General features: G+C 60.7%; 23 protein-coding genes. All 23 read right to left on the minus strand.

Annotation, left to right across the window (positions count from 1 at the left end):
- Window positions 1-23 precede the first annotated feature (23 nt).
- The 23 genes from fliM to OQ460_RS17145 all read right to left on the minus strand — a co-directional run bounded on the left by fliM (window position 24) and on the right by OQ460_RS17145 (window position 25,676).
- A complete protein-coding gene (fliM, locus tag OQ460_RS17035) occupies window positions 24-992 on the minus strand; it encodes a flagellar motor switch protein FliM (RefSeq protein WP_410018567.1) in 969 nt (322 codons plus the stop codon).
- A gap of 9 nt (window positions 993-1,001) precedes the next feature.
- Window positions 1,002-1,508 (minus strand): flagellar basal body-associated protein FliL, encoded by a 507-nt coding sequence (gene fliL / locus OQ460_RS17040; RefSeq protein WP_410018568.1) that lies wholly within the window; start codon window positions 1,506-1,508, stop codon window positions 1,002-1,004.
- Between the two features lie 160 nt (window positions 1,509-1,668).
- A complete protein-coding gene (locus OQ460_RS17045; RefSeq protein ID WP_410018569.1) occupies window positions 1,669-2,958 on the minus strand; it encodes a flagellar hook-length control protein FliK in 1,290 nt (429 codons plus the stop codon).
- Window positions 2,959-3,041: 83 nt separating this feature from the next.
- Entirely contained in the window at window positions 3,042-3,389 is a 348-nt protein-coding gene (locus tag OQ460_RS17050) for an Hpt domain-containing protein (RefSeq protein WP_410018570.1), read from the minus strand.
- Between the two features lie 153 nt (window positions 3,390-3,542).
- Window positions 3,543-3,992, minus strand: a complete 450-nt coding sequence (fliJ, locus tag OQ460_RS17055) for a flagellar export protein FliJ (protein ID WP_410018571.1) — start codon at window positions 3,990-3,992, stop codon at window positions 3,543-3,545.
- A 6-nt stretch (window positions 3,993-3,998) separates the two neighbouring features.
- Window positions 3,999-5,357, minus strand: coding sequence for a flagellar protein export ATPase FliI (fliI, locus tag OQ460_RS17060; protein WP_410018572.1), 1,359 nt, complete (start codon window positions 5,355-5,357; stop codon window positions 3,999-4,001).
- Window positions 5,347-6,111 (minus strand): flagellar assembly protein FliH, encoded by a 765-nt coding sequence (fliH, locus tag OQ460_RS17065; RefSeq protein WP_410018573.1) that lies wholly within the window; start codon window positions 6,109-6,111, stop codon window positions 5,347-5,349. The genes fliI and fliH overlap by 11 nt, the downstream gene beginning before the upstream one ends.
- Before the next feature lie 10 nt (window positions 6,112-6,121).
- The gene (gene fliG, locus OQ460_RS17070; protein ID WP_029292514.1) at window positions 6,122-7,141 is read right to left on the minus strand and encodes a flagellar motor switch protein FliG; all 1,020 of its coding nucleotides are present in this window, start codon (window positions 7,139-7,141) and stop codon (window positions 6,122-6,124) included.
- Window positions 7,134-8,912, minus strand: a complete 1,779-nt coding sequence (fliF, locus tag OQ460_RS17075; RefSeq protein ID WP_410018574.1) for a flagellar basal-body MS-ring/collar protein FliF — start codon at window positions 8,910-8,912, stop codon at window positions 7,134-7,136. Before fliF ends, fliG begins: the two co-directional genes overlap by 8 nt.
- 16 nt (window positions 8,913-8,928) lie before the next feature.
- Complete coding sequence (fliE, locus tag OQ460_RS17080; RefSeq protein ID WP_410018575.1) at window positions 8,929-9,258, minus strand: flagellar hook-basal body complex protein FliE; 330 nt, start codon at window positions 9,256-9,258, stop codon at window positions 8,929-8,931.
- 131 nt (window positions 9,259-9,389) lie between these two features.
- Window positions 9,390-10,775, minus strand: coding sequence for a sigma-54-dependent transcriptional regulator (locus OQ460_RS17085; protein ID WP_410018576.1), 1,386 nt, complete (start codon window positions 10,773-10,775; stop codon window positions 9,390-9,392).
- Window positions 10,776-10,781: 6 nt separating this feature from the next.
- Window positions 10,782-11,993, minus strand: coding sequence for a sensor histidine kinase (locus OQ460_RS17090; protein WP_410018577.1), 1,212 nt, complete (start codon window positions 11,991-11,993; stop codon window positions 10,782-10,784).
- A gap of 110 nt (window positions 11,994-12,103) precedes the next feature.
- A complete protein-coding gene (locus OQ460_RS17095; RefSeq protein ID WP_410018578.1) occupies window positions 12,104-13,579 on the minus strand; it encodes a sigma-54 dependent transcriptional regulator in 1,476 nt (491 codons plus the stop codon).
- Window positions 13,580-13,751: 172 nt separating this feature from the next.
- Window positions 13,752-14,048: a flagellar protein FliT gene (locus tag OQ460_RS17100; RefSeq protein ID WP_410018579.1), complete on the minus strand. Its 297-nt coding sequence runs from the start codon at window positions 14,046-14,048 to the stop codon at window positions 13,752-13,754.
- Window positions 14,049-14,073: 25 nt separating this feature from the next.
- Window positions 14,074-14,463, minus strand: coding sequence for a flagellar export chaperone FliS (gene fliS / locus OQ460_RS17105; protein WP_410018580.1), 390 nt, complete (start codon window positions 14,461-14,463; stop codon window positions 14,074-14,076).
- A 127-nt stretch (window positions 14,464-14,590) separates the two neighbouring features.
- Complete coding sequence (fliD, locus tag OQ460_RS17110; RefSeq protein ID WP_410018581.1) at window positions 14,591-15,958, minus strand: flagellar filament capping protein FliD; 1,368 nt, start codon at window positions 15,956-15,958, stop codon at window positions 14,591-14,593.
- 82 nt (window positions 15,959-16,040) lie between these two features.
- Window positions 16,041-16,388 (minus strand): flagellar protein FlaG, encoded by a 348-nt coding sequence (locus OQ460_RS17115; protein ID WP_410018582.1) that lies wholly within the window; start codon window positions 16,386-16,388, stop codon window positions 16,041-16,043.
- Window positions 16,389-16,460: 72 nt separating this feature from the next.
- Window positions 16,461-18,170 (minus strand): flagellin, encoded by a 1,710-nt coding sequence (locus OQ460_RS17120; RefSeq protein ID WP_410018583.1) that lies wholly within the window; start codon window positions 18,168-18,170, stop codon window positions 16,461-16,463.
- A 241-nt stretch (window positions 18,171-18,411) separates the two neighbouring features.
- A complete protein-coding gene (locus OQ460_RS17125; RefSeq protein ID WP_410018584.1) occupies window positions 18,412-19,341 on the minus strand; it encodes a ketoacyl-ACP synthase III in 930 nt (309 codons plus the stop codon).
- A 286-nt stretch (window positions 19,342-19,627) separates the two neighbouring features.
- Window positions 19,628-21,247, minus strand: a complete 1,620-nt coding sequence (locus tag OQ460_RS17130; protein ID WP_410018585.1) for a flagellar hook-associated protein 3 — start codon at window positions 21,245-21,247, stop codon at window positions 19,628-19,630.
- A gap of 14 nt (window positions 21,248-21,261) precedes the next feature.
- Entirely contained in the window at window positions 21,262-23,307 is a 2,046-nt protein-coding gene (gene flgK, locus OQ460_RS17135; RefSeq protein ID WP_410018586.1) for a flagellar hook-associated protein FlgK, read from the minus strand.
- A 10-nt stretch (window positions 23,308-23,317) separates the two neighbouring features.
- Window positions 23,318-24,583, minus strand: a complete 1,266-nt coding sequence (gene flgJ, locus OQ460_RS17140; protein WP_410018587.1) for a flagellar assembly peptidoglycan hydrolase FlgJ — start codon at window positions 24,581-24,583, stop codon at window positions 23,318-23,320.
- Window positions 24,584-24,587: 4 nt separating this feature from the next.
- Window positions 24,588-25,676, minus strand: a complete 1,089-nt coding sequence (locus OQ460_RS17145) for a flagellar basal body P-ring protein FlgI (protein WP_410022039.1) — start codon at window positions 25,674-25,676, stop codon at window positions 24,588-24,590.
- Window positions 25,677-25,683 lie beyond the last annotated feature (7 nt).

The following is a 25,683-nucleotide window of genomic DNA, read 5'->3' on the forward strand; positions in this document are numbered from 1 at the left end:
AAACTTTGATGAATTAGGGTGGATCAGCGACGGTTGATCGGTTCGACCACTTGCAACGCCAGGTTGCCTTTGTGGGAGCCGAGCTTGACCTTGAACGACGGCACGCCATTGGCACGCATGATCAATTCATCCGGCAAATCCACGGGAATCACATCCCCCGGCTGCATGTGCAGGATGTCCCGCAGGCGTAGCTGGCGGCGAGCGACGGTGGCGCTCAACGGCACGTCAACGTCCAGCAGGTCTTCACGCAGGGCCTTGACCCAACGCTCATCCTGATCGTCCAGGTCGGACTGGAAGCCGGCATCGAGCATTTCCCGCACCGGCTCGATCATCGAGTACGGCATGGTCACGTGCAGGTCGCCACCGCCGCCATCGAGCTCGATGTGGAAGGTGGAAACCACGATGGCTTCACTGGGGCCGACGATGTTGGCCATGGCCGGGTTCACTTCCGAGTTGATGTACTCGAAATTGACTTCCATGATCGCCTGCCAGGCTTCCTTCAGGTCGATGAATGCCTGCTCCAGCACCATGCGCACTACACGCAGCTCGGTGGGCGTGAACTCGCGGCCTTCGATCTTGGCGTGACGGCCGTCGCCACCAAAGAAGTTATCCACCAGCTTGAACACCAGCTTGGCGTCAAGGATGAACAGCGCGGTACCGCGCAGCGGCTTGATCTTTACCAGGTTGAGGCTGGTGGGCACGTACAGCGAATGCACGTACTCGCCAAACTTCATGACCTGCACACCGCCCACAGCCACGTCCGCCGAGCGGCGCAACATGTTGAACATACTGATGCGGGTGTAACGGGCAAAACGCTCGTTGATCATCTCCAGGGTCGGCATACGTCCGCGGACGATGCGATCCTGACTGGTCAGGTCGTAACTTTTGACGCTGCCAGGCTCGGCAGCCATTTCGGTCTGTACCAGACCGTCGTCGACACCATGCAACAGCGCATCGATCTCATCCTGGGACAGCAGGTCCTGCACGGCCATGTCGTGATCCTACTGCAATACAAAATTAGTGAAGAGCAACTGCTCGATCACGACTTTGCCGACTTCCTTCTGGGCCACTTCCTGCACACTGGCAGTGGCTTTCTGGCGCAGCATTTCCTGGCCCACCGGTGTGGCCAAGTTATCGAAGCTCTGGGACGCAAACAGCATCACCAGGTTGTTGCGGATAACCGGCATATGCACCTTGAGGGCATCCAGATCTGCCTGGTTACGCGCCATCAGGGTGATCCCCACCTGCAAATAGCGCTGGCGACCGTTCTGATTGAAGTTGGCGACAAAGGCCGGAAGCAATTGCTCGAAGATCGCCGGGGGCTTGGCGTCAGTGGCCGCCTGCGTCGCAGCCTCGGGCTTGCTTTGGGCGCTGTGCATGAAGTACCAGGTAGCACCCACCGACAAGCCGATGGCCAGAAACAAGGCCAGGACAATCAGCAGGATAAGCTTGAGCTTGCCGTTGCCGGCGGGTGCGGGTGCTGTTGCTGCGTCGTCAGTCTTCGCCATGCCAATAATCCGTCACTATTCGGGTTTCATAGATCCACGGGAAGGCAAGAGCAAGTGTTATGCCAGAGTTGTCTGGGAGGCCGGGATGATTTGAGAGCGCCCCCTCACCCCAGCCCTCTCCCCAAAGGGGCGAGGGCTGGGGGATAGCAGCACCTCAAGATCAGGCGTAGTAATCCACCACACTGGACCCGATCACGCTGCTGGCAATCGGCGCTGGCGCCTCGGATACGTCACCCGCAATGCCCGCCTCCATGCTATCGCCGCGTCCGCCGCTGGAGCCCACGCCACGCGCCTGGTGCTGCTGATGTTCCTGCCCCTGAGAGCCCCGGGATTGATCGGAGACGTTGACGTCCACTTGCCCCATGCCCTGCTGGGCGAACATTTCCCGCAGGCGGCCCGACTGGCTTTCCAGCGCTTCACGCACCAGCGCGTGGCCACTCATGAAACTCACTTGGGCCTGCTGGTCTGCGGTCATGCTCACGCGGATGTCCAGGCGCCCCAGCTCGGCCGGCTGCAGTTGGATCTCGGCTGACTTGAGGTTGGCGCTGGACAGGTACATGACCCGGTTTACCACCTCCTCGGTCCAGCCGCCCTGGTGCATGGCCAGCGGCTGATTGGTCAGAGGCAGGGCATTGGCGGTCTTGGGGGTCGCTGCCTGAGTCAGCGCCGCCAGCCGATTGGCAAAGTCGTCGACACGGGTATCGCTGCCGGCATTTTTAAGATCCTTGAGACCGTCGGCGATCAGGCCGCTGAAGGCGTTGTCCGCACCTTGGTCAGTACTGTCCTTGGACGCCTGCTGGTCAACCATGGCCGCAAGGCCGCTGGCGAAACTCTGGGCGGCCGTCGGTTCAGCCTGAGTCGGCAGCGGGGCGCCTTTTTGCGCAGCCTGGCTACTGGCGGAAACATGACCGCCCTGCTCCATCGCCAAGCGAACAGCCGGCAATGCATCCAGCGGATCGGCTTCGGGATCGAAAGCCTGGGCTTGCTCAGAGGCAATCGCTGGCGCAGCGACCGCAACCGGCTGGGCCGCTTCATCCGCAACCGGCACGGGCGCCACCGCAGCCACCTGGGCTGGATCAGCCAGCGGATCGGCCACCGATTGCTCGACTGCTGTCGATTCGCCGGCTCTCTCGTCATTTTTGCTGGAAACCCCACCCGCCTTGCCTGCGGGTTTGGCAGGCAAGGTCTTGCCGCTATCGGCAACGGCTTGAACGCCGGCGGCAGGCTTGTCGTTGCCCATATCCTTCCTGACACCGACATCGGCCGACCTGTCGCGACCAGGCTTCAATACCATCTCGCCAGGTCCACCATGCGCCTGCCGGGCGAACAGCTGAGCGAAGCCTGGCGCTTTGGCCCGTGTGTTCGCGGCCATTGCCGGGGCAGTGGCAGACGAAGCTTGAGGCTTGGTCGCGGGGGCAGCCTGAAGGAGCGGGTTTGAGGCGAGAGGCATAAATGGGATCTCCGCTGCGCAGGGTCAAGGGCGCAATGGGAGAGATAGAGCAAGAGTCGGGCCAGCTTTTCCAGCAGGCCCGATCAAATCGGGAAACGTTGCCGCTCCGACTCGTACAGCGGCTTCACCAGGGCGAACTCATGATCGATCTCATCCACCAGTTCTCCCAGGCCGGTCACCGCAGGCTCGGCCGATGCTGTCTCCAGCCGTTGACACAACTGTGCAAGGCGCACCGCACCTAGGTTGCCGCTGCTGCCCTTGAAACTATGGGCAATGCACCCCAGCGTCTTGGCATCATCGCGTGCCTGACGCAAGGCTTCGATACGCCCTTGCGAATCATCGAGGAAGGTGTCGAGCAACGTGGGGTACTCGTCCTCCATGACGTCCTGCAAACCTGACAATACATCGAGGTCCAGATGAATCTCAGTCACTTGCTCTCTCCTTGATCAAGAATCAGCGGATTATGCCTGAATCGCCCAGCAAAACTCCACGTGGACGCTGCGCCCCCCATGACGCCCAACTGATGATCAAAAAACTTGTCGAAATTGCCGATGGGGAGAATCTTGCGCGCGCGGCAGACCCGATCAGTACGCATCCTGGCGCGGCAACCGCTGGGACAACTCGTCCAGCAGCTTTTGCTCACGCTTGTCCTCCAGCGCCCGCGCTTCCTCGAGGTAGCGCTGTACCAGCTTGCGCAGGCCTTCGACCCGCGCGTAAGCCTGCTGCCAACCCTCGCGGGCCTTGTCGAGGTTGTTCTGGTGCCAGGCCAGGCTTTGGCGTTGCTGGCCGACGGCGGTTTCCAACTGATTGAGAAAGTGCTGGTAGTTCATCAGCCACTGCCCGGAAACCCCCTGGCTGCCGCGTGCAATCCACTGCTGCTGGTAGTCGCTGCGAAAGCGTTCCAGGTCTCCCAGTTTACTTTCAGCCAGACGCACCTGGCCCTGGAAATACCCCAGGCGCTGGGCGGCAGTACGTTCGGCGCTTTCGGCCATTTCCACCACGGGCGCCAGGCGTGCGGCGCGACTGCTTGCCATGCTGCGTCAACCGCCGGGCGCGGGCGCAAACACCGACGCCAGGTGCCCTTCGCTTTCGGCCAGGCTGATGTTGTCGTTCAGGCCCTGGCGCAGGTATGTCACCAACTGCGGTTGCAGGGCAATGGCCAGGTCGGTCTCTCGATCGCCGCCGGCCACATAGGCTCCAACGCTGATCAGGTCGCGACTCTGCTGGTAACGCGACCACAACTGCTTGAACTGCTGGGCACGGGCCATGTGTTCGGGGCTGACCACCGACGGCATGACCCGGCTGATGGAGGCCTCGATATCGATGGCCGGGTAATGCCCCTCTTCCGCCAGGCGTCGGGACAGCACAATGTGGCCGTCGAGCACGCCACGGGCCGAGTCGGCAATCGGGTCCTGCTGGTCGTCGCCCTCGGACAATACGGTGTAGAACGCAGTGATCGAGCCGCCACCGGCTTCGGCATTGCCGGCGCGCTCCACCAGCTTCGGCAACTTGGCAAATACCGATGGAGGATAACCCTTGGTCGCCGGCGGCTCGCCGATGGCCAGGGCGATTTCCCGCTGGGCCTGGGCGAAACGCGTGAGGGAGTCCATCAACAACAGGACATTCTTGCCCTTGTCGCGAAAATACTCGGCGATCCGCGTGCAATACATCGCTGCACGCAAGCGCATCAGTGGCGCATCGTCCGCTGGCGAAGCCACTACCACGGAGCGCTTGAGGCCTTCCTCGCCAAGGATGTGTTCGATGAACTCCTTGACCTCTCGACCCCGCTCGCCAATCAACCCGACCACGATGATGTCGGCCTCGGTAAAGCGCGTCATCATACCCAGCAGCACACTCTTGCCCACGCCGGTACCGGCGAACAGGCCCAGGCGCTGGCCACGACCGACCGTCAATAAACCGTTGATGCAACGAATGCCTACGTCCAGCGGCTGGCTGATCGGGTTGCGCTTGAGTGGGTTGATGGTCGGGCCATCCATCGGCACCCAGTCTTCGGCCTTCATCCCGCCCTTGCCGTCCAGCGCACGACCCGCGCCATCGAGCACACGCCCAAGCATGCTCATGCCCATGGGCAGGCGGCCGGTGTCGGCCAGGGGTACGACGCGCGCACCGGGAGCAATGCCGGCGAGGCTGCCGACGGGCATCAGGAAGATCTTGCTGCCGGAGAACCCCATGACTTCGGCTTCGACCTGCATCGGGTGATAACTGTCGTCGTTGATCACCAGGCAGCGGCTGCCCATGGCGGCGCGCAGGCCCTCGGCTTCCAGTGTCAGGCCCACCATGCGCAGCAGCCGCCCTTCGAGGATCGGCTGCCCGGGCAACTCGGTGGCGTCGATATAACCGCCCAGGCGCTTGGCGAAACTGGTGCGATCAAGGCGCATCAGGCGCGTCCAGGTCAACACTGAGATCGGCCGGTGCCGGGTGCAGCACCTGCTCGTGCAACTGGTCGAAAAGCTTGGCCATGATCTGCGTGATACGCGTCTCGACCGTAGCATCGATACGACTGTGCTCGGTCTCGACCCGGCAACCACCGGGCTGCAGCGCCGCGTCTTCGACGATGCGCCAGGTTTCCTCGTGGCGTTCGCGCAGGGCTTTGACCTGCTCGAAATCCTGCGGATTGATGTACAGCCGCACATTGCCGACACCCAGGGGCAGCAGTTTGAGGGCCTCGCGCATGACGCTTTCGATGTGGCTCGAGTCCAGCACCAACTCGCGCTGGATCACCTGGCGGGTGATGTGCTCCACCAGGCCGACCATGGCTTTCTCAAGCTGCGCATCCTGCTCGGCAATCGGCGCAAACAGATTGCCCATCAGTCGTTCCAGGCTCGCCACCTTCACACTGAGGGCTGCGTCAGCTTCCTGGCGGACCTTGAGGGCGGTGCTGTGGAAACCTTCCTTTTCACCGACGGCAAAGCCTTCGTTGTAGGCCTCCTGGCGGATGCTCTCCAGCTCTTCCAACGTCAGTGGCTGGACTTCATCCAGCGGCACTTCTTCCATTTCCACTGGAGGCTCTTCGACAGGCGCGGGCGCAGGCTCAGGCTGGTACGGGTCGAAGCTGGGCAGCGACCAGACATCGAACCCGCCGACGTCCCGGGCGCGAATCAGGTCGCTGGGCGCCTCATCATTGTTCGACATGCGCAGGCCCTTAGATCATTTCTTCGCCGCCCTTGCCGCCGAGAACGATTTCTCCGGCTTCGGCCATACGGCGGGCAATGGTGAGGATTTCCTTCTGTGCGGTTTCCACATCGCTGACGCGCACCGGGCCTTTGGCTTCCAGGTCGTCGCGCAACAGTTCCGAGGCGCGCTTGGACATGTTCTTGAAGATCTTTTCCTTGACGCCTTCGTCCGAACCCTTGAGGGCCAGCACCAGCACATCGGAGGACACTTCGCGCAGCAATGCCTGGATACCACGGTCGTCGACATCGGACAGGTTGTTGAAGACGAACATCAGGTCTTCGATCTGTACCGACAGGGTGTCGTCGATTTCGCGGATCGAGTCCATCAACTGGCCTTCTACCGAGCTGTCGAGGAAGTTCATGATATCCGCCGCGCGCTTGATGCCGCCCAGGGTGGTGCGCGCCGCGTTGGAGTTGCCGGAGAACTGTTTCTCCAAAATGGTGTTCAATTCTTTCAGGGCCGCTGGCTGCACGGTGTTCAGCGACGAGACGCGCAGGATGATATCCAGGCGCACCTTGTGGTCAAAATGGCCAAGCACTTCGCCGGCCTGGTCCGGGTCCAGGTAGGCCACGACAATCGCCTGGATCTGCGGGTGTTCATAACGGATCACATCCGCCACCGCACGCGGCTCCATCCACTTCAGGCTGTCGAGACCGCTGGTATTGCCACCCAGCAGGATGCGATCGATCAGGCCGTTGGCCTTGTCTTCGCCCAGCGCCGAGGTGAGCATTTTGCGGATATAGCTGTCGGAGCCGACGCCCAGGCTGGTCTGGTCGCCGACGATCTCGACGAACTCACTCATCACCTGCTCGACTTGTTCACGGTGGACATTGCGCATTTGCGCCATGGCTACGCCGACCCGCTGCACTTCCTTGGGCCCCATGTGCCGCAGCACCTGGGCCGCGTCGGTCTCGCCCAGGGACAGCAGCAGAACGGCAGCTTTGTCGACCCGGGTCAGCTTGGCCACAGAAGCTCGGTTATCACTCATCGGCGTTGATCCACTCTTTCACGACCTGGGCCACACGACCCGGATCTTCTGCCACCAGACTTTTGATTGCGTTCAACTGTGCGTCATACCCTTCGCTCGGGCTTGGCAGCAGGATGCTTTGCGGCCCGCCGAGGCTGACCCGGTCGTTGGCCAGTTCGCCATCCAGGCCGCCCATACCGCCCAACTCGACGTCGCTGCCACCGTACGGTGCCAGTTGCTTCTTGCCGTGGCCGGTAATGTTGTTGAGCACCGGACGCAGTACGCCAAACACCAGCACCAGGATGAACAGTACACCCAGCACTTGCTTGACGACGTCCCAGAACCACGGCTGAGAATAGAACGGAATTTCGGCGATCACCTCTGCGCGCTCCAGGGAGAACGGCATGTTGATCACGCTGACGCTGTCGCCACGGCTGGCGTCGAAGCCCACGGCGTCCTGCACCAGACGGGTGAAGCGCGCCAATTCATCGGCGCTCCAGGGTGCGCGGGTGGTTTCACCATTGGCGGCGTTGATCTTGACCTGGTCATCCACCACCACCGACACCGACAAGCGATTCAAGCGCCCTTGTTGCTGCCTCGTGTGGCTGATGGAGCGGTCCAACTCGAAATTCTTGGTGGACTGCTGGCGCTTGTCCGCAGGATACGGCGCGAGCATCGGCTGGCCGGTGGCCGGGTCCATGATTTGTTGGCCGTTGGCGTCCAGCAGCGGTTGGCCGGGCTGGATCGCGCCGGCGACGGCTGCCGCGCCACCGGCGACTTGCGGCGCGGTGGCCGGTGTCGGCGGCTGGTTGCTCAGGGCTCCGGGCACGCCCTGCGGACCATTGGCGGCGGTACGTTGCTCGCTGGTCGATTGCTCGCTGCGCAGCGCCGGTTGGTCCGGGTTGAACTGCTCGGAGGTCGACTCGACGGCGCTGAAGTCTACGTCAGCGGATACTTCGGCCTTGTAGCGGTCGTTGCCCAACACCGGCTGCAGAATGTTATGCACCCGCTGGGTCAGCATGCTTTCCATGCGCCTGCTGTAGTCGAACTGCTTGCCGGCCATGGTCAGTGCAGAGTTTTCTGCCTGGTCGGAGAGCAGGTTGCCCTTCTGGTCGACCACGGTGATTTGCGACTTGCTCAACTCGGGAACGCTGGTGGCAACCAGGTTGACGATAGCCAGCACCTGGCCGGGCTCCAGGGAACGCCCGGCAAACAGCTCAACCAGTACCGAAGCGCTGGGTTTGCGCTCGTCGCGCACAAATACCGAGCTTTTCGGAATTGCCAGGTGTACGCGCGCACCCTTGACGTTGTTCAGGCTGGCGATGGTCCGCGCCAGTTCACCTTCCAGGCCGCGCCGGTAGCGCGTGGCTTCCATGAACTGGCTGGTGCCCAGGCCCTGATCCTTGTCGAGGATTTCAAAACCGATGTTGCCGTCAGTCGGCGCTACCCCCGCCCCGGCCAGCTTCAGGCGAGCGCGGGCAACGTCTTCAGCCTTGACCAGCAAGGCTCCGGAGTTGGGTTCGATGGTGTAGGCGATATCGGAAGCGGCCAGGGTTTCCACAACCTGCTTGGCATCCATGCCGGCCAGGCTGCCATAGAGCGGCCGGTAATCGGGCTGCTGGGACCACAACACCACGGCAAAACCAATCGCCACGCTGGCAGCCAGGCCGACCATCAGGCCTACCTGGCGCAACATGGTCATCTGCGAAAGGTTTTCCAGGAACGACAGGCCAAACGGCGGCGGCTTGCCGTCTGTCTTGGCGGGTACGTTATCCACGACTGCTTCTGCCATGACTCAAATCTCGTCCTTAAACCGGCATCTGCATGATGTCTTGATAGGCCTGAACCAGCTTGTTACGCACTTGGGTCAAGGCCTGGAAGGAAACACTGGCCTTCTGCGAGGCAATCATCACGTCGGTGAGATCAACGCCGCTCTTGCCGATTTCGAAGGCGGTGGACAGTTGGCTGGAGGCCTGCTGGGTATCGCTGACTTTGTTGATGGCCTGACCGAGCATGTCGGAGAAGCTGCTTTGACCCAGTTGCGGGGCCTGGGCGACGGATTTTGGCTGAGCCATCGCTTCCATTTGCATGGATCGCATATCCAACATCAACCGATTGAACTCAACACCTTGGCTCATAACCTTCTCTCTCCGACGACCCGCAATTTTTTGACACTACGCAGCGGTTGGTAGGGAAGTTAGCAACAAGGGTGCCAGCTCCACGGCAACTAGTAAGAAAAGACGACAAAGCTTGTCAGCAATCGTGTATTTCAACTGGCGAAAAGGTAGGCCTCAACATCCATCCCGGCATCCCGCATTTGCGCCAGCTTGTAGCGCAAGGTCCGCGGGCTGATGCCCAGGCGCTCGGCCGCTTCTTTGCGACGGCCACGCTCGGCGCGCAAGGTGTCGATGATCATCTGGAATTCGCGGCGACGCAGATCGTCTCCCAGGCCACCGACCGCCTCTGCCGGTGCGCTTTCGGCAACTGCCTGCGCCGTGGCCAGGCTCGGCATCGGCACACCGCCGGAGCCCATTGCCAGACAGAAGTCCTGAGGCTGGATCAAGCCGCCCTGCTGCAGGATCAACGCGCGTTGAATCGCGTTGTCCAGCTCGCGCACATTACCGGGCCAGGGGTAGCTGATCAGGCATGCCCGGGCCTCGGCCGACAACCGCGCCTGCGCATGCTTCATTTTTTTGACGTGCTTGTTCAACAAGCGCTCGGCCAGCGGCACGATGTCGGCCGCACGTTCGCGCAGCGGGCGCCAGGCCAGTGGGAACACCGAAAGACGGTAGAACAGATCCTCACGAAAGCGCCCCGCCGCTACATCACCCGCCAGGTCGCGGTTGGTGGTGGCGACCACACGGATGTCCAGCTGGATCGGCTTGCGCGCCCCCACCCGCTCCACTTCGCGCTCTTGCAGCACGCGCAGCAATTTGGCCTGCAGGCCCAAGGGCATTTCGGAAATTTCATCAAGCAGGATGGTACCGCCGTCGGCCTGCTCAAACTTGCCGGCCTGGGCTGCGATGGCACCGGTGAACGAACCTTTTTCGTGACCGAACAGAGTGGCCTCAAGCATGTTGTCGGGGATCGCCGCGCAGTTGATCGCGATAAATGGCTGGTTGGCACGGTGGGATTGCTGGTGGATATAACGTGCCAACACTTCCTTGCCGGTCCCTGACTCACCAGAGATCAGCACCGTGGAATCGCTGCGCGCCACCCGTGCCGCCAGCTCCAGCAATTGCAAACTGGCAGGTTCCACGGCAATCGGCCCCTCGCCCTCTACCGCGTCCACGGCACCGAGGGCGTGCCGCGCAACCAGCTCGATCAAGGCCTTGGGCTCAAACGGCTTGACCAGATAATCTGCCGCCCCCTGGCGCATGGCGTCGACCGCACGCTCCACGGCGCCATGCGCCGTCATCAGCAACACCGGCAGTTGCGGCTGGCGTGCGCGCAACAAGCCGAGCAACTGGTGACCGTCCATGCCGGGCATATTCACGTCACTGACCACCAGGCTGAAAGACTCCTGCTCCACCGCCAGCAAAGCCTCCTCGGCCGAGCCGACTGCTCGATAGTCATGCCCCGCCAGCAGCAGCGTGTCAGCCAGTGCCTCACGCAAGGCGCGATCGTCTTCAACCAATAAAACCTTGATAGCCATATATCGTTACTCCGCGCTTGCCGCGCCAGAAAACAACGGCAGCGTCATCAATGCGCAGGTGCCGCGCCCCAATCGGGAATGCAACTGCAATTGTCCCTGATGCGCACGGGCCACTGCCTTGACCACGGTCAGCCCGAGGCCGGTGCCGTTGGTCTTGGTGGTAAAGAAGGGTTCGCCCAGGCGCTGCAGCACCACCGGATCAATCCCGCTGCCGCTGTCGCTGATGCACAGGCGTAGGGTGTCGGCGCGGGTATACAGATGAACCTTGAGCCGCGCACCCGGGCCGCTGGCCTGGGTGGCGTTTTCGAGCAGATTGAGCAGCGCGCCCACCAACGTGTCGCGGTTGCACAACAACTCTCCGGCATGGCTATCGCACTGCCAACGGACTGACGCTTCTTGAATATGGGTCGCGGCAGCCGCTTGCAAGGACTGCATCAGCGCCGCGGGCGTGACCCGATCAGTCAGCGGCAGTTCGCCCCGGGCGAACACCAACATGTCACGCACCTGGTGCTCCAGCTCATGCAGGCGTTCCTTGAGCCTGCCGGCAAAACGCTGGTGAGTTGCGGTCGGCAGCTGCTCGTCAGTCAAATGACTGGCGTAAATCAGCGCGGCAGACAGCGGCGTACGAATCTGATGCGCCAAAGAAGCGACCATCCGCCCCAGGGACGACAAGCGCTCATGGCGCGCCAACTGGTCCTGCAAATGACGGGTTTCGGTCAGGTCGTTGAGCAGCACCAACTGGCCGGGCTCCGCATCCAGCGAACGGGTGGAGATGGACAGGCGGCGACCGTCCTTGAGGGATATTTCATGACCATCGTCTTCACGGGGCGCGAAGCAGCGGGTGATGACATGGCGCCACAGCTCGCCCTCGAGCGGCAAGCCCAGCAGATCACAGGCAGCAGGGTTGGCTTCGCGTACCCGGCCCTGATCGTCGATAACAATGACGCCACCGGGCAACAGGTCGAGGAGGTTTTGCAGACGGTTGGCCAGGCGTTCTTTCTCGGCCAACTCCTGCATGCGCTGGGCACTGACGACCTCTAACTCACCCTTGAGCTCCGAGACCCGGGCTTCCAGCAGGCTGTAGGAATCAGTCAATTGGCTGGACATCTGGTTGAACAGCGAAAACGCCTGCTCAAGCCCTTGCCGGCTCATCTGCTCTACGGACGGGACGAGTCCCTGAGTGTCAGGGACCGAAGATAGTTGGGCGGCGTGGGGCATTGTGCTCTCTCGCTTGGCTGACCGTCAGTTAAACGGAACGTTGCGAGTGCTATAGCAATACCCGTGCCTAAAAAAATATCATTACTTTTCAAGTAGTTGAAAAACAGGCGTCAATCATCCGCCTGTTCATCACCATCACGACGGCTCATGCCGTACTTGCGCATCTTCTCGACCAGCGTGGTACGACGGATACGCAGGCGCTCGGCGGCACGGGCGACGATGCCGTTGGCGTCGTCGAGGGCCTGCTGGATCAAGCCTTGCTCCAGGCTGCCAAGATAATCCTTCAAGTCCAGCCCTTCGGGCGGCAACAAGGCGCCGGCAGCGAAGTTCGGGGTGTGACCGTTGATGGCCACCCGCTCTTCCAGGTCGCAGCGCAGGCTGTCTACCAGTTGCTCGTCTTCGTCATCGACATAGCGGAATTTCTTCGGCAGCTCGACCACGCCAATCACCCCGTACGGGTGCATGATCGCCATGCGCTCCACCAGGTTGGCCAGTTCGCGGACGTTGCCCGGCCAGCCATGGCGGCACAGGGACATGATCGCCGCCGAGTTGAAACGAATCGAGCCGCGTTTTTCGTGCTCCATGCGCGAGATCAACTCGTTCATCAAAAGCGGAATGTCTTCCACACGCTCACGCAGGGGCGCCATCTCGATCGGGAACACGTTGAGGCGATAGTACAAATCTTCGCGAAAGCTGCCGACCTCGATCATGCTTTCGAGGTTCTTGTGGGTCGCAGCAATGATGCGCACGTCGACGCTCTGGGTCTTGTTGCTGCCCACGCGCTCGAAGGTGCGCTCTTGCAACACGCGCAGCAGCTTTACCTGCATCGGCAGCGGCATGTCACCGATTTCGTCAAGAAACAGGGTGCCGCCGTTGGCCAGTTCAAAGCGCCCGGCACGGCTGGTGATCGCCCCGGTGAAGGCACCCTTCTCGTGACCGAACAGTTCGCTTTCCAGCAGCTCGGCAGGAATTGCCCCACAGTTGACCGGCACAAATGGCCCGTCGCGACGCTTGGAATGGTAATGCAGGTTGCGCGCGACCACTTCCTTGCCGGTACCGGACTCGCCGAGGATCAGCACGCTGGCGTCGGTATCGGCCACTTGCTGCATCATCTGGCGCACGTGCTGGATGGCACGACTGGTGCCGACCAGGCTGCGGAACAGGTTGGGTTCGCGGTGACGGCCACGCTCGCGGGCCTGGTCGTACATCTCGCGATAGACCTGGGCACGGTGCAGGGAGTCGAGCAATTTGCTGTAGCTGGGGGGCATTTCCAGGGTGGAAAGCACTCGGCGGCGCTGGTCTTCGGGAAGGTCCCCGGAAGAAATATCGCCCATCAGCAACACGGGAAGGAACTCATCCCAGGTCGAGAGTGTCTTAAGCAGGCCAGGAACTGCGCCGAGAGCGTTTACCGTCCCGATCAGCACACAAATGACTTCACGGCTCGACGACAACGAGCTGACAGCCTGCTGCCAATCGTGGCTGCCGCAGGGCAAATTTTCTTCGCCAAGAAAATTCAAAATTACCGCCAGGTCGCGGCGGCGAACGCTATCGTCATCGATCAGCAGAATTTTGGTTTCACGCCACATGCAATAGCAACTTCCCTAGTAAAACTCAAATGCCCTCGAGTCGAGGCTATCTAGATAGCGGTAGGCATTTTCTGCACTACGCTTTCTGATGTCTGAAAATAGCACTAGTTAAGTCAAAAAAGACTGCACAGTCAAATTTATGACGCGCTTTGTTCGGATTAACTGAGCCAGATCAACCGAACAGATGGTAAACCTTTGACGCATTTTTAGCTTGGTTGATCTGCGACATCTCTTCGAATATCGCCTGGCGCTCGCCGGTCGTCACTTCAAGCAGCTGCTGGTAGACCACCAGCAGGCTTTCCAGCTTCTCGCGCAATGCGCCCTCGTCAACCGGCGCTTCGTTCAGCACCTGGTCGATCACCTCGCGACAACCCAGGTCCAATTCGCCGATAGCGTCCCAGTTGCGCTCAGCCAGCGCGCCGATCAAGGCCTCGCGGGTTTCGTCAATCCGTTGCAGTGCGTGGCTCATGACGTGTTCCTCAAGGCCTGCGGCCTTATTGGGGAGCGATGGCATCCCAACCAGTTTTGACCGTGATCAACAAGCGGGCGACTTCGTCGATCATGTCGGCATCATTCACGCCGTTGGCTTCCACCAGGCGGTTACTCATGTAGGCGTACAGCGCATCCAGGCGTTGTACCGCCGCCGGATCTTCAGCTTTTTCCGGCTCCAGGCCATCGCGCAGGCCGGAAATGATTTCAATTGCCTTGCCCAGCATCAGGCCCTTCTGGGCAATATCACCACGGCTCAACGCACCTTTGGCTTGCGCCATGCGATCCAGGCCACCTTCCATCAGCATCTGCACCAGGCGGTGCGGACTGGCTTCGGACACCTGGGCGTGGGAATTGACCTTCTGGTATTGGCGAAGGGCTCTCATTGGGTTCATGTTGCTACCTCGTTACAGGCCACAGTCGAATAGGTTTGCTTAACCAGTTTTTCGACTGCGCCGACAAAAACTTTAATTCGCAACTGCACGCCCCAAGCCTTTTTACAGGCCCCGGGCGCCCCGTTTATCAGTTCGACTTGGGATTATTCAGCGAATTGAGGGTGGTCATGATGCTGGAGCTACTGGCGTTGATCTGCGCGATCATCGTGTCCATCGCCGTGTACTTGGCAGACAGCGACTTCTGCAACGCTTCCATACGCCGATCCAGGTCGGCCTGCTCGGTGGTCAGGTCGGTCAACTTGGTGTTGAGATCTTTAGCGCGAGTCGCCAGGGTGCCGGTGGTGCCGACGTAGCTGGAAGTCGCCTTGTTCATGCGGGTGATCAGGCCCGTGTCACCGGTGAACATCTTGGCGATATCGCCAGCACCTTTGACCACAGCCTTGTCCCACGTCTTGTCATCCAGACTCAACAGACCGGTTTTCTGGTCGGTGGTGATGCCCGCCTGGGCCAGGCTGCTGATGGTGCCTGCACCGGAACCGTTGACCAGTTCACCGCGCAGGCTGGAGACCAGTTGACGCATCGACGCATCGCCAGTCAACGCGCCAGCGGTAGTGGTGGAAGCATCGCCGGTGGCGGTGACCTTGGTCTGCGCGTTGACGGCGGTCATCAGCGCGTTATACGCGGTGACGAACGACTGTACCGAGGTCTTGAGCGTATCGGTGTTGCTGGCCACGTTGATGGTGATCGGCTTGTCCTTCTCGGTGGCCGCTACCAGGTCCAGGGTCACACCGCTGATCGCGGCCGTAACCTTGTTGCTGGTGGCCTCCATCTCGATACCGTCGATGGTGTACTTGGCGTTCTTTGCCGGTTCACCCTTGTCATAACCAACGGCCAGTTCCGAACTGCCACTGAGGGTGATATCGGTGCCTTCGCCGCTTTTGGTCGACGTAAGGACCAGCCGCGCGCCCTTGGCGTCACTCAGCACGTTGGCGCTGATGCCCTGGGCAGACAGTTGGGTGTTGATGGATTCGCGCACTTGTTGCAGGGTCGCGCCGCCAGGGATCACCACGTCGTAGCTTTTATCCGACTGGTTGATCGTCAGGATCTGGTCTTCATCGGTGCTGTTGGCTTTGCCCGAGGCGCCCTCTTCGATCACTTTGGTGGTGACTTTCGACGCGGTTGCCAGGTTCTGCACGGCGACGAGGTATTTGCCGGGGGACGCACCGTCACCCAGGGTGACCTTGACGTTTTTTTCTTCGGAGGTAGTGGCCGCCAGACCGTTGAACGCGGAGGCGTTGTTCAACTTGGTGATCGCCGCCTGGTAGGCTTCCAACGCCGTCTTCACCGTGCCGACAGCCGACAGTTTGACGGTCGTTTCTTTCTGTTGGTCGGTGATCTGCGACTGTTTGGGAGCCTTTTCGGCTCCCACCAGCGCCTTGACGATGGCTTGGGTGTCGTAGCCCGAGCCGGGGCCGGAAATCGTTGAACTGGCCATTGCTATTCTCCTTGTCCTGCGGCTGCCGCTTTATTGGCGCATCAGCGCCCAAGCAGCAATCAGAAACATGTTTCGTGCCAACTCAAGCCTGGGTATCGAACAACAGGCTGCTGGCATCGCTCAGGTTCTGCGCCAGCTTCAGCGCGGTCTCCGATGGTATCTGCCGAATCACTTCGCCACTATCGGTGGCGATCACCTTGACGACCACTTTGCCGGTGGTGTCATCGATGGAAAAGTCCAGGTTACGTTGGGTAGCCTGTACGAACTCACGAATCTCGGTTACAGCTTTTTCCAGCGCCATACGCTGCGGTTCTTCGTCCGAGGCCGGCTGTGCAGTGGCCGCAGGCATGGCCTGCGCTGCTGTGGTTGCGCTACTCGCCTGGGCTGCACCCGCCGGGTAAGACGCGTTCAGCTTGATGCTCATGTCCATGTCATCACCTCAAAACCGAAAAAACGGAAGGGCACGTAAACGCGCCCTTCCGTTGACTGACCGCTACCGAAATTACTGAAGCAGCTTCAGTACAGCGGATGGCAGTTGGTTGGCCTGGGACAGGATCGCAGTGGAAGCCTGTTGCAGGGTTTGTTGCTTGGTCAGTTCAGCGGCTTCGGAAGCGAAGTCAGCATCTTCTACGCGGCCTTTGGCAGCCGAGGAGTTCTGCGAAATGCTCTGCAGGTTGGCCACGGTGCTGGCGAAACGGTTTTGCACCGCACCCAGCTGGGAACGCTGGCTGTCGATCTGCTGCATGGCATCGTCCAGAGCCTGGATGGCTTGCTGGGAAGAACCGGCAGTCAGGATGCTCAGGTCGGAAACGCTGGTTTCCATGGTGACGGCGGTTTTGGTGCCGGCAGTTGCAACAGCGGTCAGACCCAGTGCAGCCAAGCCAGTACCGGCGCTACCGTCCTTGATGGTGATGTCTTTGTCAGCGAACAGGTTCAAGGTGCCATCTGCGTTTTTGCTGGCCTGAACACCGGTGCTCGCGCTGTTGATCGAAGCTACGATCGCGTCAGCGGTGTCACCCTTCTTGAACTTGACTTCAACGCCGTTTACGTCGATGGATGTGTCAGCGGTCAGCTTGGCCTGGGAAGTACCTGCGGAAAGACCCAGCTGCGACAGCGAACCGGCTTGGGTGTTGGACAGCTTGATGTCTGCACCAGCGCCCGAAGTTACTTTGACGCGGCCCTCAACCAGAGTGGCCGTACCGCCAGCTGCGGCGCCGAGATCGGCCAGTACGTCTGCCATGGTGTCGGTTGCACCCCAAGTCACATCCGTACCGTTGACAGAAACGCCACCTACAGCGCCCATGACAGAGGCGCCAGTTTTAGGGACAGGGCTGGAGATTGGAGTAGTACCAGCAGTCAAGCCAATCTTGCCGGCGTCAGCACCGCCAACGGTGATCGGACCTGTGGACGTGAGGGTCATCACGCCTGTCGTATCGTCAAAGCTGGCAGTTACGCTCGGGTCTGCTGTTTGGATTGCCGTAGCAACTGCTGCACCGTCATCAGCATCCACCAACGTGAGTGAGTTACCGTTGATGGTAATAACGTCAGCAGCCGCAATTACGGAAGGTCCGCCAGCAGTGGTCAGGGTCGCAACGGCGGCACCTGTAACAGTAGCAGTCCCAGAAGACAATACCGAACCGGTAGAAACGGCGCTCAAGCCGGCCATCGCGGCGCCGTCAACGCTCGCTTCGCTGTAGTTGCCTTTCAGAGCAGTAGCGCTGATATCAGTCATACCAAACGAGATAGTCTCGTTGGCGTTGGCACCAATCTGGAACGCTACGTTGCTGAACGAGCCGTCCAGCAGGTTACGACCACCGAAAGTAGTGGTGCTGGCAATACGGTTCAGCTCGCCGACTTTAGCAGTGAATTCCTGCTGCAGGGAAACACGGTCAGCGTCGCTTTTATCACCGTTGGCCGCTTGCAGGGCGAGTTCACGCAGACGCTGCAGGGTGTTGGTGGATTCCTGCATCGCGCCTTCAGCGGTCTGGGCGATGGAAACACCGTTGTTGGCGTTGGCGATCGCAACGTTCAGGCCTTTGACCTGGTTGTTCAGACGGTTGGCGATCTGCATGCCGGCAGCGTCGTCTTTGGCGCTGTTGATTTTCAGGCCGGAGGACAAGCGGTTCATCGACTGGCTCAGAGCATCGGAAGCTTTGTTCAGGTTCTTCTGGACACCCAGGGAAGTGATGTTGGTGTTTACTGATAATGCCATGACGAAATCCTCGTGAGTTGGATACTGCGGCTTCCGGCCCTGGCAACCGCCGGGTGTGGCCTAGAGAACCTTCGTAATAGTTATCGTCGTGAAAGCAGGTTGCTTGAGGGTTTTTTTGTTTTTTTTTACTAGCCCTGTGCCACCCCTTGCATTTCAAGGCCTTGGAGCACCCAAACCCACACAAACAAAAACGCCGATGATCTTTCGATCATCGGCGTTTTTTATGCAGCCTATCAAAGCATCACGGCCGATAGATAATCGCCGAGCCCCACGACAGGCCCACGCCAAAACCACTGATCGCCACGCGCTGCCAATCGGCGTCCATCACGTGTTTCTCAAGCAGCAGCGGAATGCTCGATGACACGGTGTTGCCGGTCTCGACCATGTCCTTGATGAACTTGTCCACGGGCGCATCTTCAAAGCGCCGCGCCACGGCATCGACAATCGCCGCGCTGCCCTGGTGAATGCAGAACGCATCGATGTCGTCCGCCTTCAGATCCGACTCTTCGAGCAACTGGTGCAAATGCGCCGGCACTTTGAGCAGGGCGAAGTTGAACACCTGGCGCCCATTCATGAAAAACACGCCATCGCTGACCTTCAAGTGCGGCGCCCCAGAACCGTCGGTGCCGAACTTGGCCTTGCCCAGCACCCATGGGGCATCTTCGCCCATCCAGGTGGCCGTGGCGGCGTCGCCGAACAGCATGGTGGTGTTGCGGTCTTCGGGGTCGACAATCTTGGAGTATGGGTCGGCAGTGATCAGCAGGCCGTTTTTCAGGCCGGCGGCTTCCATGAAGCCTTTCATCGCGTAGATGCCGTAGACATAACCGGAGCAGCCCAGGGAAATATCGAAGGCCGCGACGTGGGTCGGCAGGCCCAGCTTGTCCTGGACGATGGCAGCGGTATGGGGCAAGCCTTCTTCATCGCCGTTCTGCGTGACGACGATCAGCGCGTCAATGGACTCGCGCTTCAGATCCGGATTGTTGGCGAACAAGGCATTGACCGCCTCGACGCACAGGTCGGAAGTTTCCTGCGTGGCATCCTTGCGCGGCAGGAAAGCCGAACCGATCTTGCCAATGATGAACTCTTCATCCTTGGCGAATTTTGCACCCTGGGCGTAGTTATCAACCCCGTCTGCCGGCACATAGCTGGCGATGCTTTTTATGCCAATCATTGTGGCTTCCCAATACTAAATAGCTGGAGAACACCCCTGAATACATTCAGGGGTGCTGACAATAAAGGGGATAACCCCGCAAAAAACCGCCGAAAATAACCATCAACCACTTGAAAACGGGCCGGGCGGCGACCTGCCCTTTTTACACGATACAGTGAAGATGCCCTTTATGACTTACAGGTCACGCATTTTTGTGCGCTTTGTACAAAAGTGCAAAGAACGCCAGGGCCAAAAACCACAACGGCCCAGCCTGTTTCCAGGGCGGGCCGTCGGGTGTCGGCGCTGATTACATTCGGCTGAACAGGCTCAATTGCGAGATTTTCACGAAAGCCAGTTGCGAGGCCTCCAACATCGCCTTCTGGAACGCCAGATCGATGGAAGCCGTGGCCACATCGGTATCGCCAATCGACGCCACTGTCGATTTGTTGGCCAGGACCATACTGGTGTTTTCCGTCTGCTGGATCTGCAGCGAATTCAAGCGTGCACCAATCGAGCCACGCACGCTGTCCACCTGGGCATAGGACGCCTGCAGGTTGGTGATGGTGGCGTTGACCACATCGCTTAGTTTGCCCTGGGCAATCGGGTCACCATCGGAAGGCGTCTCCAGGGCCTGGCGCAATTGGCTGAGGGTATCCAGCGCGCTCTGGGTCTTGTGGGTGCTGGAGCCCACTGAAAACTGATCTCCCACCCCCGGCGTGCCTGCCACGTTGAAGGTCACACCCGCCGCGGTGATGGTGTCCGCCGTTGCCGGCACCGCGGGCGGCCCGGGCACCGCCGGGGTGCCTGGGGTCACGCTGCCGGTAGACACTGGCTTGCTGTCGGCGCTGATGGGCTGGGCGTACACCTCGTAGTCGGTGCTCGAGGTGAACTTGATCACCGCGCCTTTGTTGGGGAAGGTGCTGCTGTAGTCCGTCGAGCTGGTGACCTTGCCTTCGGACAGCTGCGCGGTCGAGGCGTTGCTCGGTGTGCGCGACACACTGAAGCTGTCCGGCTTGGTTTCCAGGGTGTAGACCCGGTCCTTGTACACCGCATCGGTATCGGCGCCGGGCTTGACGTCCTTGAGGTTCTGGTCGATGTCGAACGTCACGCCCCGCAGGCTGATGGACGAGCTGCCTTCCTTGGTGGCGTCGAACACGCCATTGCCGGCCGTCTGCGAGGTAATGTCCTTGCCCGTCGCATCGGTCACGGTGTATTGGGTGCTGCTGAGGAATGTCAGCTTATACGGCTGGCCTTCGGTGAAGCTTTTGTCATAGGCCGACGGCGACTGCACAGTGCCCGCCGAGACCCAGATCTTGCCATCGTTGAGCGCAGGCGTGGCCTGGGTGCGGCCGGCGTTGGCCGTGCCTTCCAGGATGCTCTTGCCGGTGTCGTTGACCACCATCGACAAAGTGTCCGAGACCTTCAGGCTCAGCGGGGTTTCATCGCCCTGGTAGCTGTAGGTGCCGTCGCTGTTGCGCGCATAGGGTGGGGTGTCGCTCTTGCCGCCGGAAAACAGATAGTGGCCGGACGAATCCTTGCTGTTGAGCAGGCTCAGTACCTGCTTCTCGATTTCGCCGATTTCGGCGGCCACCGCCTTGCGGTCGTCATCGCTGATACCGCCGCCGCCCTTGCCGCCAACCTTGATGGCCAGCTCGCTGGCACGCTGCAAAGCGATGTTGATGCTGTCCAGCACGCTTTCCTCGCTGTTGAGCGCGTTCTTCATGGTGCTGATATTGCCCGCGTACTGCCCCAGCATATCCTGCTGCTGTTGCAACAACAGCAAGCGCGCCGCACCAACGGGATCGTCGGCGGCGGTCTGGATGCGCACGCCGGAATCGATCTGCTGCTGAGTCTTGGTGACATTGGAAAAGTTGTTCGAATAACGCGAAGCACTGGTATCGAAATACTGTTCGGTCGAGATACGCATCGTCGCAAACTCCCTTAAAGACTGTTGATCAGCGTGCTGAAGGTTTCTTGCGCAGCCTTGATGATCTGCGACGACGCGGTGTAGTACTGCTGGAACCGGATCATGTTGCCCGCCTCTTCATCCAGGTTGACCTGGGACACCGAGCTGCGGCTGGACTTGGCGGCAGCGAGCATGGCATCGGTGGCCGTGTTGTCGACGTTGGCCTGGCTGGCCTTGCCGCCGACAGTGGAGACCAACTGGCTGTAGGCGGTGGTCATGCTGACACCCGCGTTGCCGTCGGTGGCACCGACGGTTTTTTTGGTTTGCAGGTCCAGCAGGCTCAGGGCGTTGCGGTTATCCAGGGTGCCGCCCGCGTTGAACGACACGCTGAAGTTATCGCCGTCTTTCGGCTCGCCACGAATAACCGTATCCACGCCAAAGGTCTTGGGATTGCCCGCCGCATCGTTGATCACATTGCCGGCCGCATCCAGCATCGGCACCTTGATCGTCAACTTGTTGTCCTGGCCCGGGACAATACTGCCGCTGCCAATCGGATTGCCCTTGGCATCGTTGATCACGTAGCTCTGAGTGCCATCGGCGGCGGGCTTGCCGAACACCATCTTCACCGGCATCGACTGCTTGATCGCCGCTTCCAATTGGGCCGTGTCGGCACCGCCGTGGATATCCAGGGGCACCGACAGGCTCGGCGCACCAAACACGCCGGTACCGCTGTTGTTCTTGTTGCCTTCGGCGAGCAACGGGCCGGAAAACGCCAACTTGTTCGGGTCGCTCATCACCACCTTCAGGTCAGTCGCGCCATTGGCGGTCGGGCTGACTTTGAACGTGTCGCCCTTGGCCATGCCGCCCCTGCCATCCAGGGCCAGGGTGAAGCCGTCGATGACCGGCGCCGGCTGGGTCATGTCGAAAGCGCCCATGGATTTGCCGTCCGAGCGCATCACCGTGTAATTGTTGGCATCGCTGAAGGTCACTTTGTAGTCAAAGGTCGTCAGCTTGCTGGCGTCCTTGATACTGACATTCAGGTTGCCGGCGCTGCTGTTGTTCGGACCACCGACACTGCGCTGGCTGATGGCGATTGCGCTGTTGATATCGTTGAACAACGCGCCGCCAAACTGGCCGTTGGCATCCAGGCCCTGACCCAGTTGCGTATTGATGCTCTCGGATACCACCAGGGCGGTGCGCCCCAGGTCGTTGATCGCCGGCATCAACACATCATTGCGATAGCGCAGCAGGCCGCCGATCGAACCACCGCTGATCACCGAACTGACGTCCATCTGCTGGGAGCCTGTCGCCAGCATGATCGAGTATTGGCTCTTGTCGTCGCGGCTCGGCACGGCCGACAGTGCGCTGGCAGTACCATTCGACACCAGGGACTGCCCGGTGCCGAGGCTGACTTCGAAGTGGCCGTTGGATTCGGTGACCTTGACGCCCACCAGCTCATTGAGCGCGCGTACCGCTTCGTTGCGCGAGTCCAGCAGGTTGGCCGGTTCGGCGTTGCCCGTGCCGCGCGCCTGGCTGATCTGCTGGTTGAGGGCTGCGATGGACGAGGTCAGTTGATTGACCTGGCCGGTGATGGTTTCCAACTGGCCGTTGAGGCTTTCTTTTTGCTTGTTCAGCTCGGTGCCGATGGAGTTGAACCGGTTGGCCAGGGTCTGGCCGATGGTCAATACCAACTGGCGGGCGGAGTTGTCACTGGGATTGGCGGACGAGGTCTGCAACGCGGCAAAGAAACTGTTCAGCGCGGCACTGACACCAGTGCTCTTGTCCGACAGCAGCTTGTCCACCGAACCGATCTGGTCCAGATACGCCTTGGCATCGCTATTGAGCGACGTGGTGGTCTGCAACTGGGTGTCCAGGTACTGGTTATAGACGCGGCGCACATCCGCCAGGGTCGTGCCGGTACCGACAAACACGCCGTCGAACCCCATCATGCCGTTGGCGTTCTGGGTGGTCTGCTGACGCGAGTATCCCGGGGTCTTGGCGTTGGCAATGTTGTTACTCAAGGTCGCCAGTGACCCTTGGGACGCATTGAGCCCCGACATCCCGATATTGAGCAAACCCATGGTTCAGACCTTATAAAAGAGTGGAAGCGCCCGCGGCAGCGAAGTTCTGGTAGCTGTTCATCGTTTTGGCGATCTGCGAAATCTTGTTGGCGTAGTTCGGATCGGTTGCGTAACCGGCTCTCTGCAACTCGCGCACAAATTGTTCCGGGTTATCGGCCGATTTCAGAACTTCTTTATATCTTTCATTGCTTTGCAACAACGTCACGAGGTCATGGAAGCTGTCCTGGTAGGAATCGTAGGAACGGAACTGCGCCGTTTCCTTGACCATCGCGCCGTTGCGAAACTCGCTGGTGATCGCCCGCGCCTGAGCGCCCTGCCAGCTTTGCCCGGCCTTGATGCCGAACAGGTTGTGGCTGCTGGAGCCGTCTTGCTGGCGCATCACCGATTTGCCCCAGCCGGTTTCCAGGGCCGCCTGGGCCACCAGGTAGCGCGGATCGATGCCAATGCGCTCGGCGGCCTGCCTGGCCATCGGCAACATGGTCGACACAAATTCGTCTTGTGAACTGAACGCCTTCTTCGCCGGCGCCAGCGGCGGCTGGGCCACGGCCCGGCCGTAGATCTGCATGTTTGAATCGCGCACCGCAAAGCTGCGGGCCGCGCCGTTGATCACGCCATCTTGCAGGGCAGTGTTGCGCAATGGCGCAGCCTTGGCGCCGCTGTCCGCCTGGGCGCCCGGCACGATGCCGGCCAGCAGGCGATCGGTCAGCTTGCTCGGCAGGGCAATCCGCCGCTGGTTCATCAACGCCATGTCGTTGCTGTGCAGGGTGGCGTCATCCGCCCGTGGCGCCACGGCCACTCGCGATGCCCACAATGGACGCTGGCCGTTGGAGCGGCCCAACGGGCCATCTGCCAGGGTGCCAGCGGCAATCGGTGTCGGCACATCGACTTTCTTCGGCGCCTGCTCCGGGCCTTGCAAGGTCGAGGCCTGCCCCTCTACCGGCTTGTTCTTTTGCATCTGGCGCAGCAGCACATCCGCCAGGCCGATACCGCCGCCCTCGCGGGACAACGAGACCGCCAATTGCTGGTCGTACATTTCCTGATACTGCTTGGCCGCCGGCGTGTTGAGCGGGTTGTCCTTGCCCAGTGCGTCGGTGGCCGAACGCATGGACTTGAGCATTTCGTTGAGGAACAGCGACTCGAACTCCTGCGCGACCTTGCGCATGTTGCCTTCGCTGTTCTTGTCTCCAAATTTGAGCTGGTTAAGCCGATTGAGGTCGGAATAGGAACCCGAGTCCGCCGTACTGCTTATACCGCTCTTGCGCATGTCCATGGCCATGACCTCAAATCACGATCAGGTCGGCTTGCAAGGCGCCGGCCTGTTTCAGGGCTTCGAGGATCGCCATCAAGTCGCCGGGCGCTGCGCCCACCTGGTTCACCGCGCGGACGATCTCGTCCAGGGTGGTGCCGGGGCCGAACTTGAACATCGGCTTGGCTTCTTGCTGGGCGTTGACCCGCGAGCGCGGAACCACCGCCGTTTCGCCGTTGGAGAACGGCCCGGGCTGGCTGACAATCGGGTCTTCGGTAATAGTCACCGTGAGGCTGCCGTGGGTGACCGCCGCCGGTGAAACCTTGACGTTCTGGCCGATCACAATGGTGCCTGTGCGCGAGTTGATAATGACCTTGGCCACCGCCTGGCCCGGATCGACCTCGAGGTTTTCCAGGATCGACAGGTAATCCACGCGCTGGCTCGGGTCCAGTGGCGCCGTCACCCGGACCGAACCGCCATCGATGGCCTGGGCCACGCCTGGGCCGAGCAGATCGTTGATCTTGTCCACGACACGCTTGGCGGTGGTGAAGTCTGAACGGTTGAGGTTCAGGGTCAGACTGTTGCCTTGGTTGAAACCGCTGGGCACGGTGCGTTCGACCGTGGCACCACCGGGAATTCGTCCGGCCGACGGCACGTTGACGGTGATCTTCGAGCCGTCGCGGCCCTCGGCATCGAAGCCGCCCACCACCAGGTTGCCCTGGGCAATGGCGTAGACGTTGCCGTCGATACCTTTGAGCGGGGTCATCAGCAAAGTGCCGCCGCGCAGGCTTTTGGAGTTGCCGATGGACGACACGGTGATGTCCACCACCTGCCCCGGCTTGGCGAATGCCGGTAGGTCGGCACTGATGGACACCGCCGCAACGTTCTTCAACTGCACGTTGCCCGAGCCTGGCGGCACCTTGATCCCGAACTGCGAGAGCATGTTATTGAAGGTCTGCAAGGTGAACGGGGTCTGGGTCGTCTGGTCGCCCGTGCCGTTGAGCCCCACCACCAGTCCATAGCCGATCAACTGGTTGGTGCGCACCCCGGAAATACTGGCGATGTCCTTGAGACGCTCGGCCTGGGCGCCAGCGCCCAGGGAAAGCAACAACACGGCAGCCATCAGCTGT

This window comes from Pseudomonas imrae, from assembly GCF_046352735.2.
GTDB lineage: Bacteria > Pseudomonadota > Gammaproteobacteria > Pseudomonadales > Pseudomonadaceae > Aquipseudomonas > Aquipseudomonas imrae.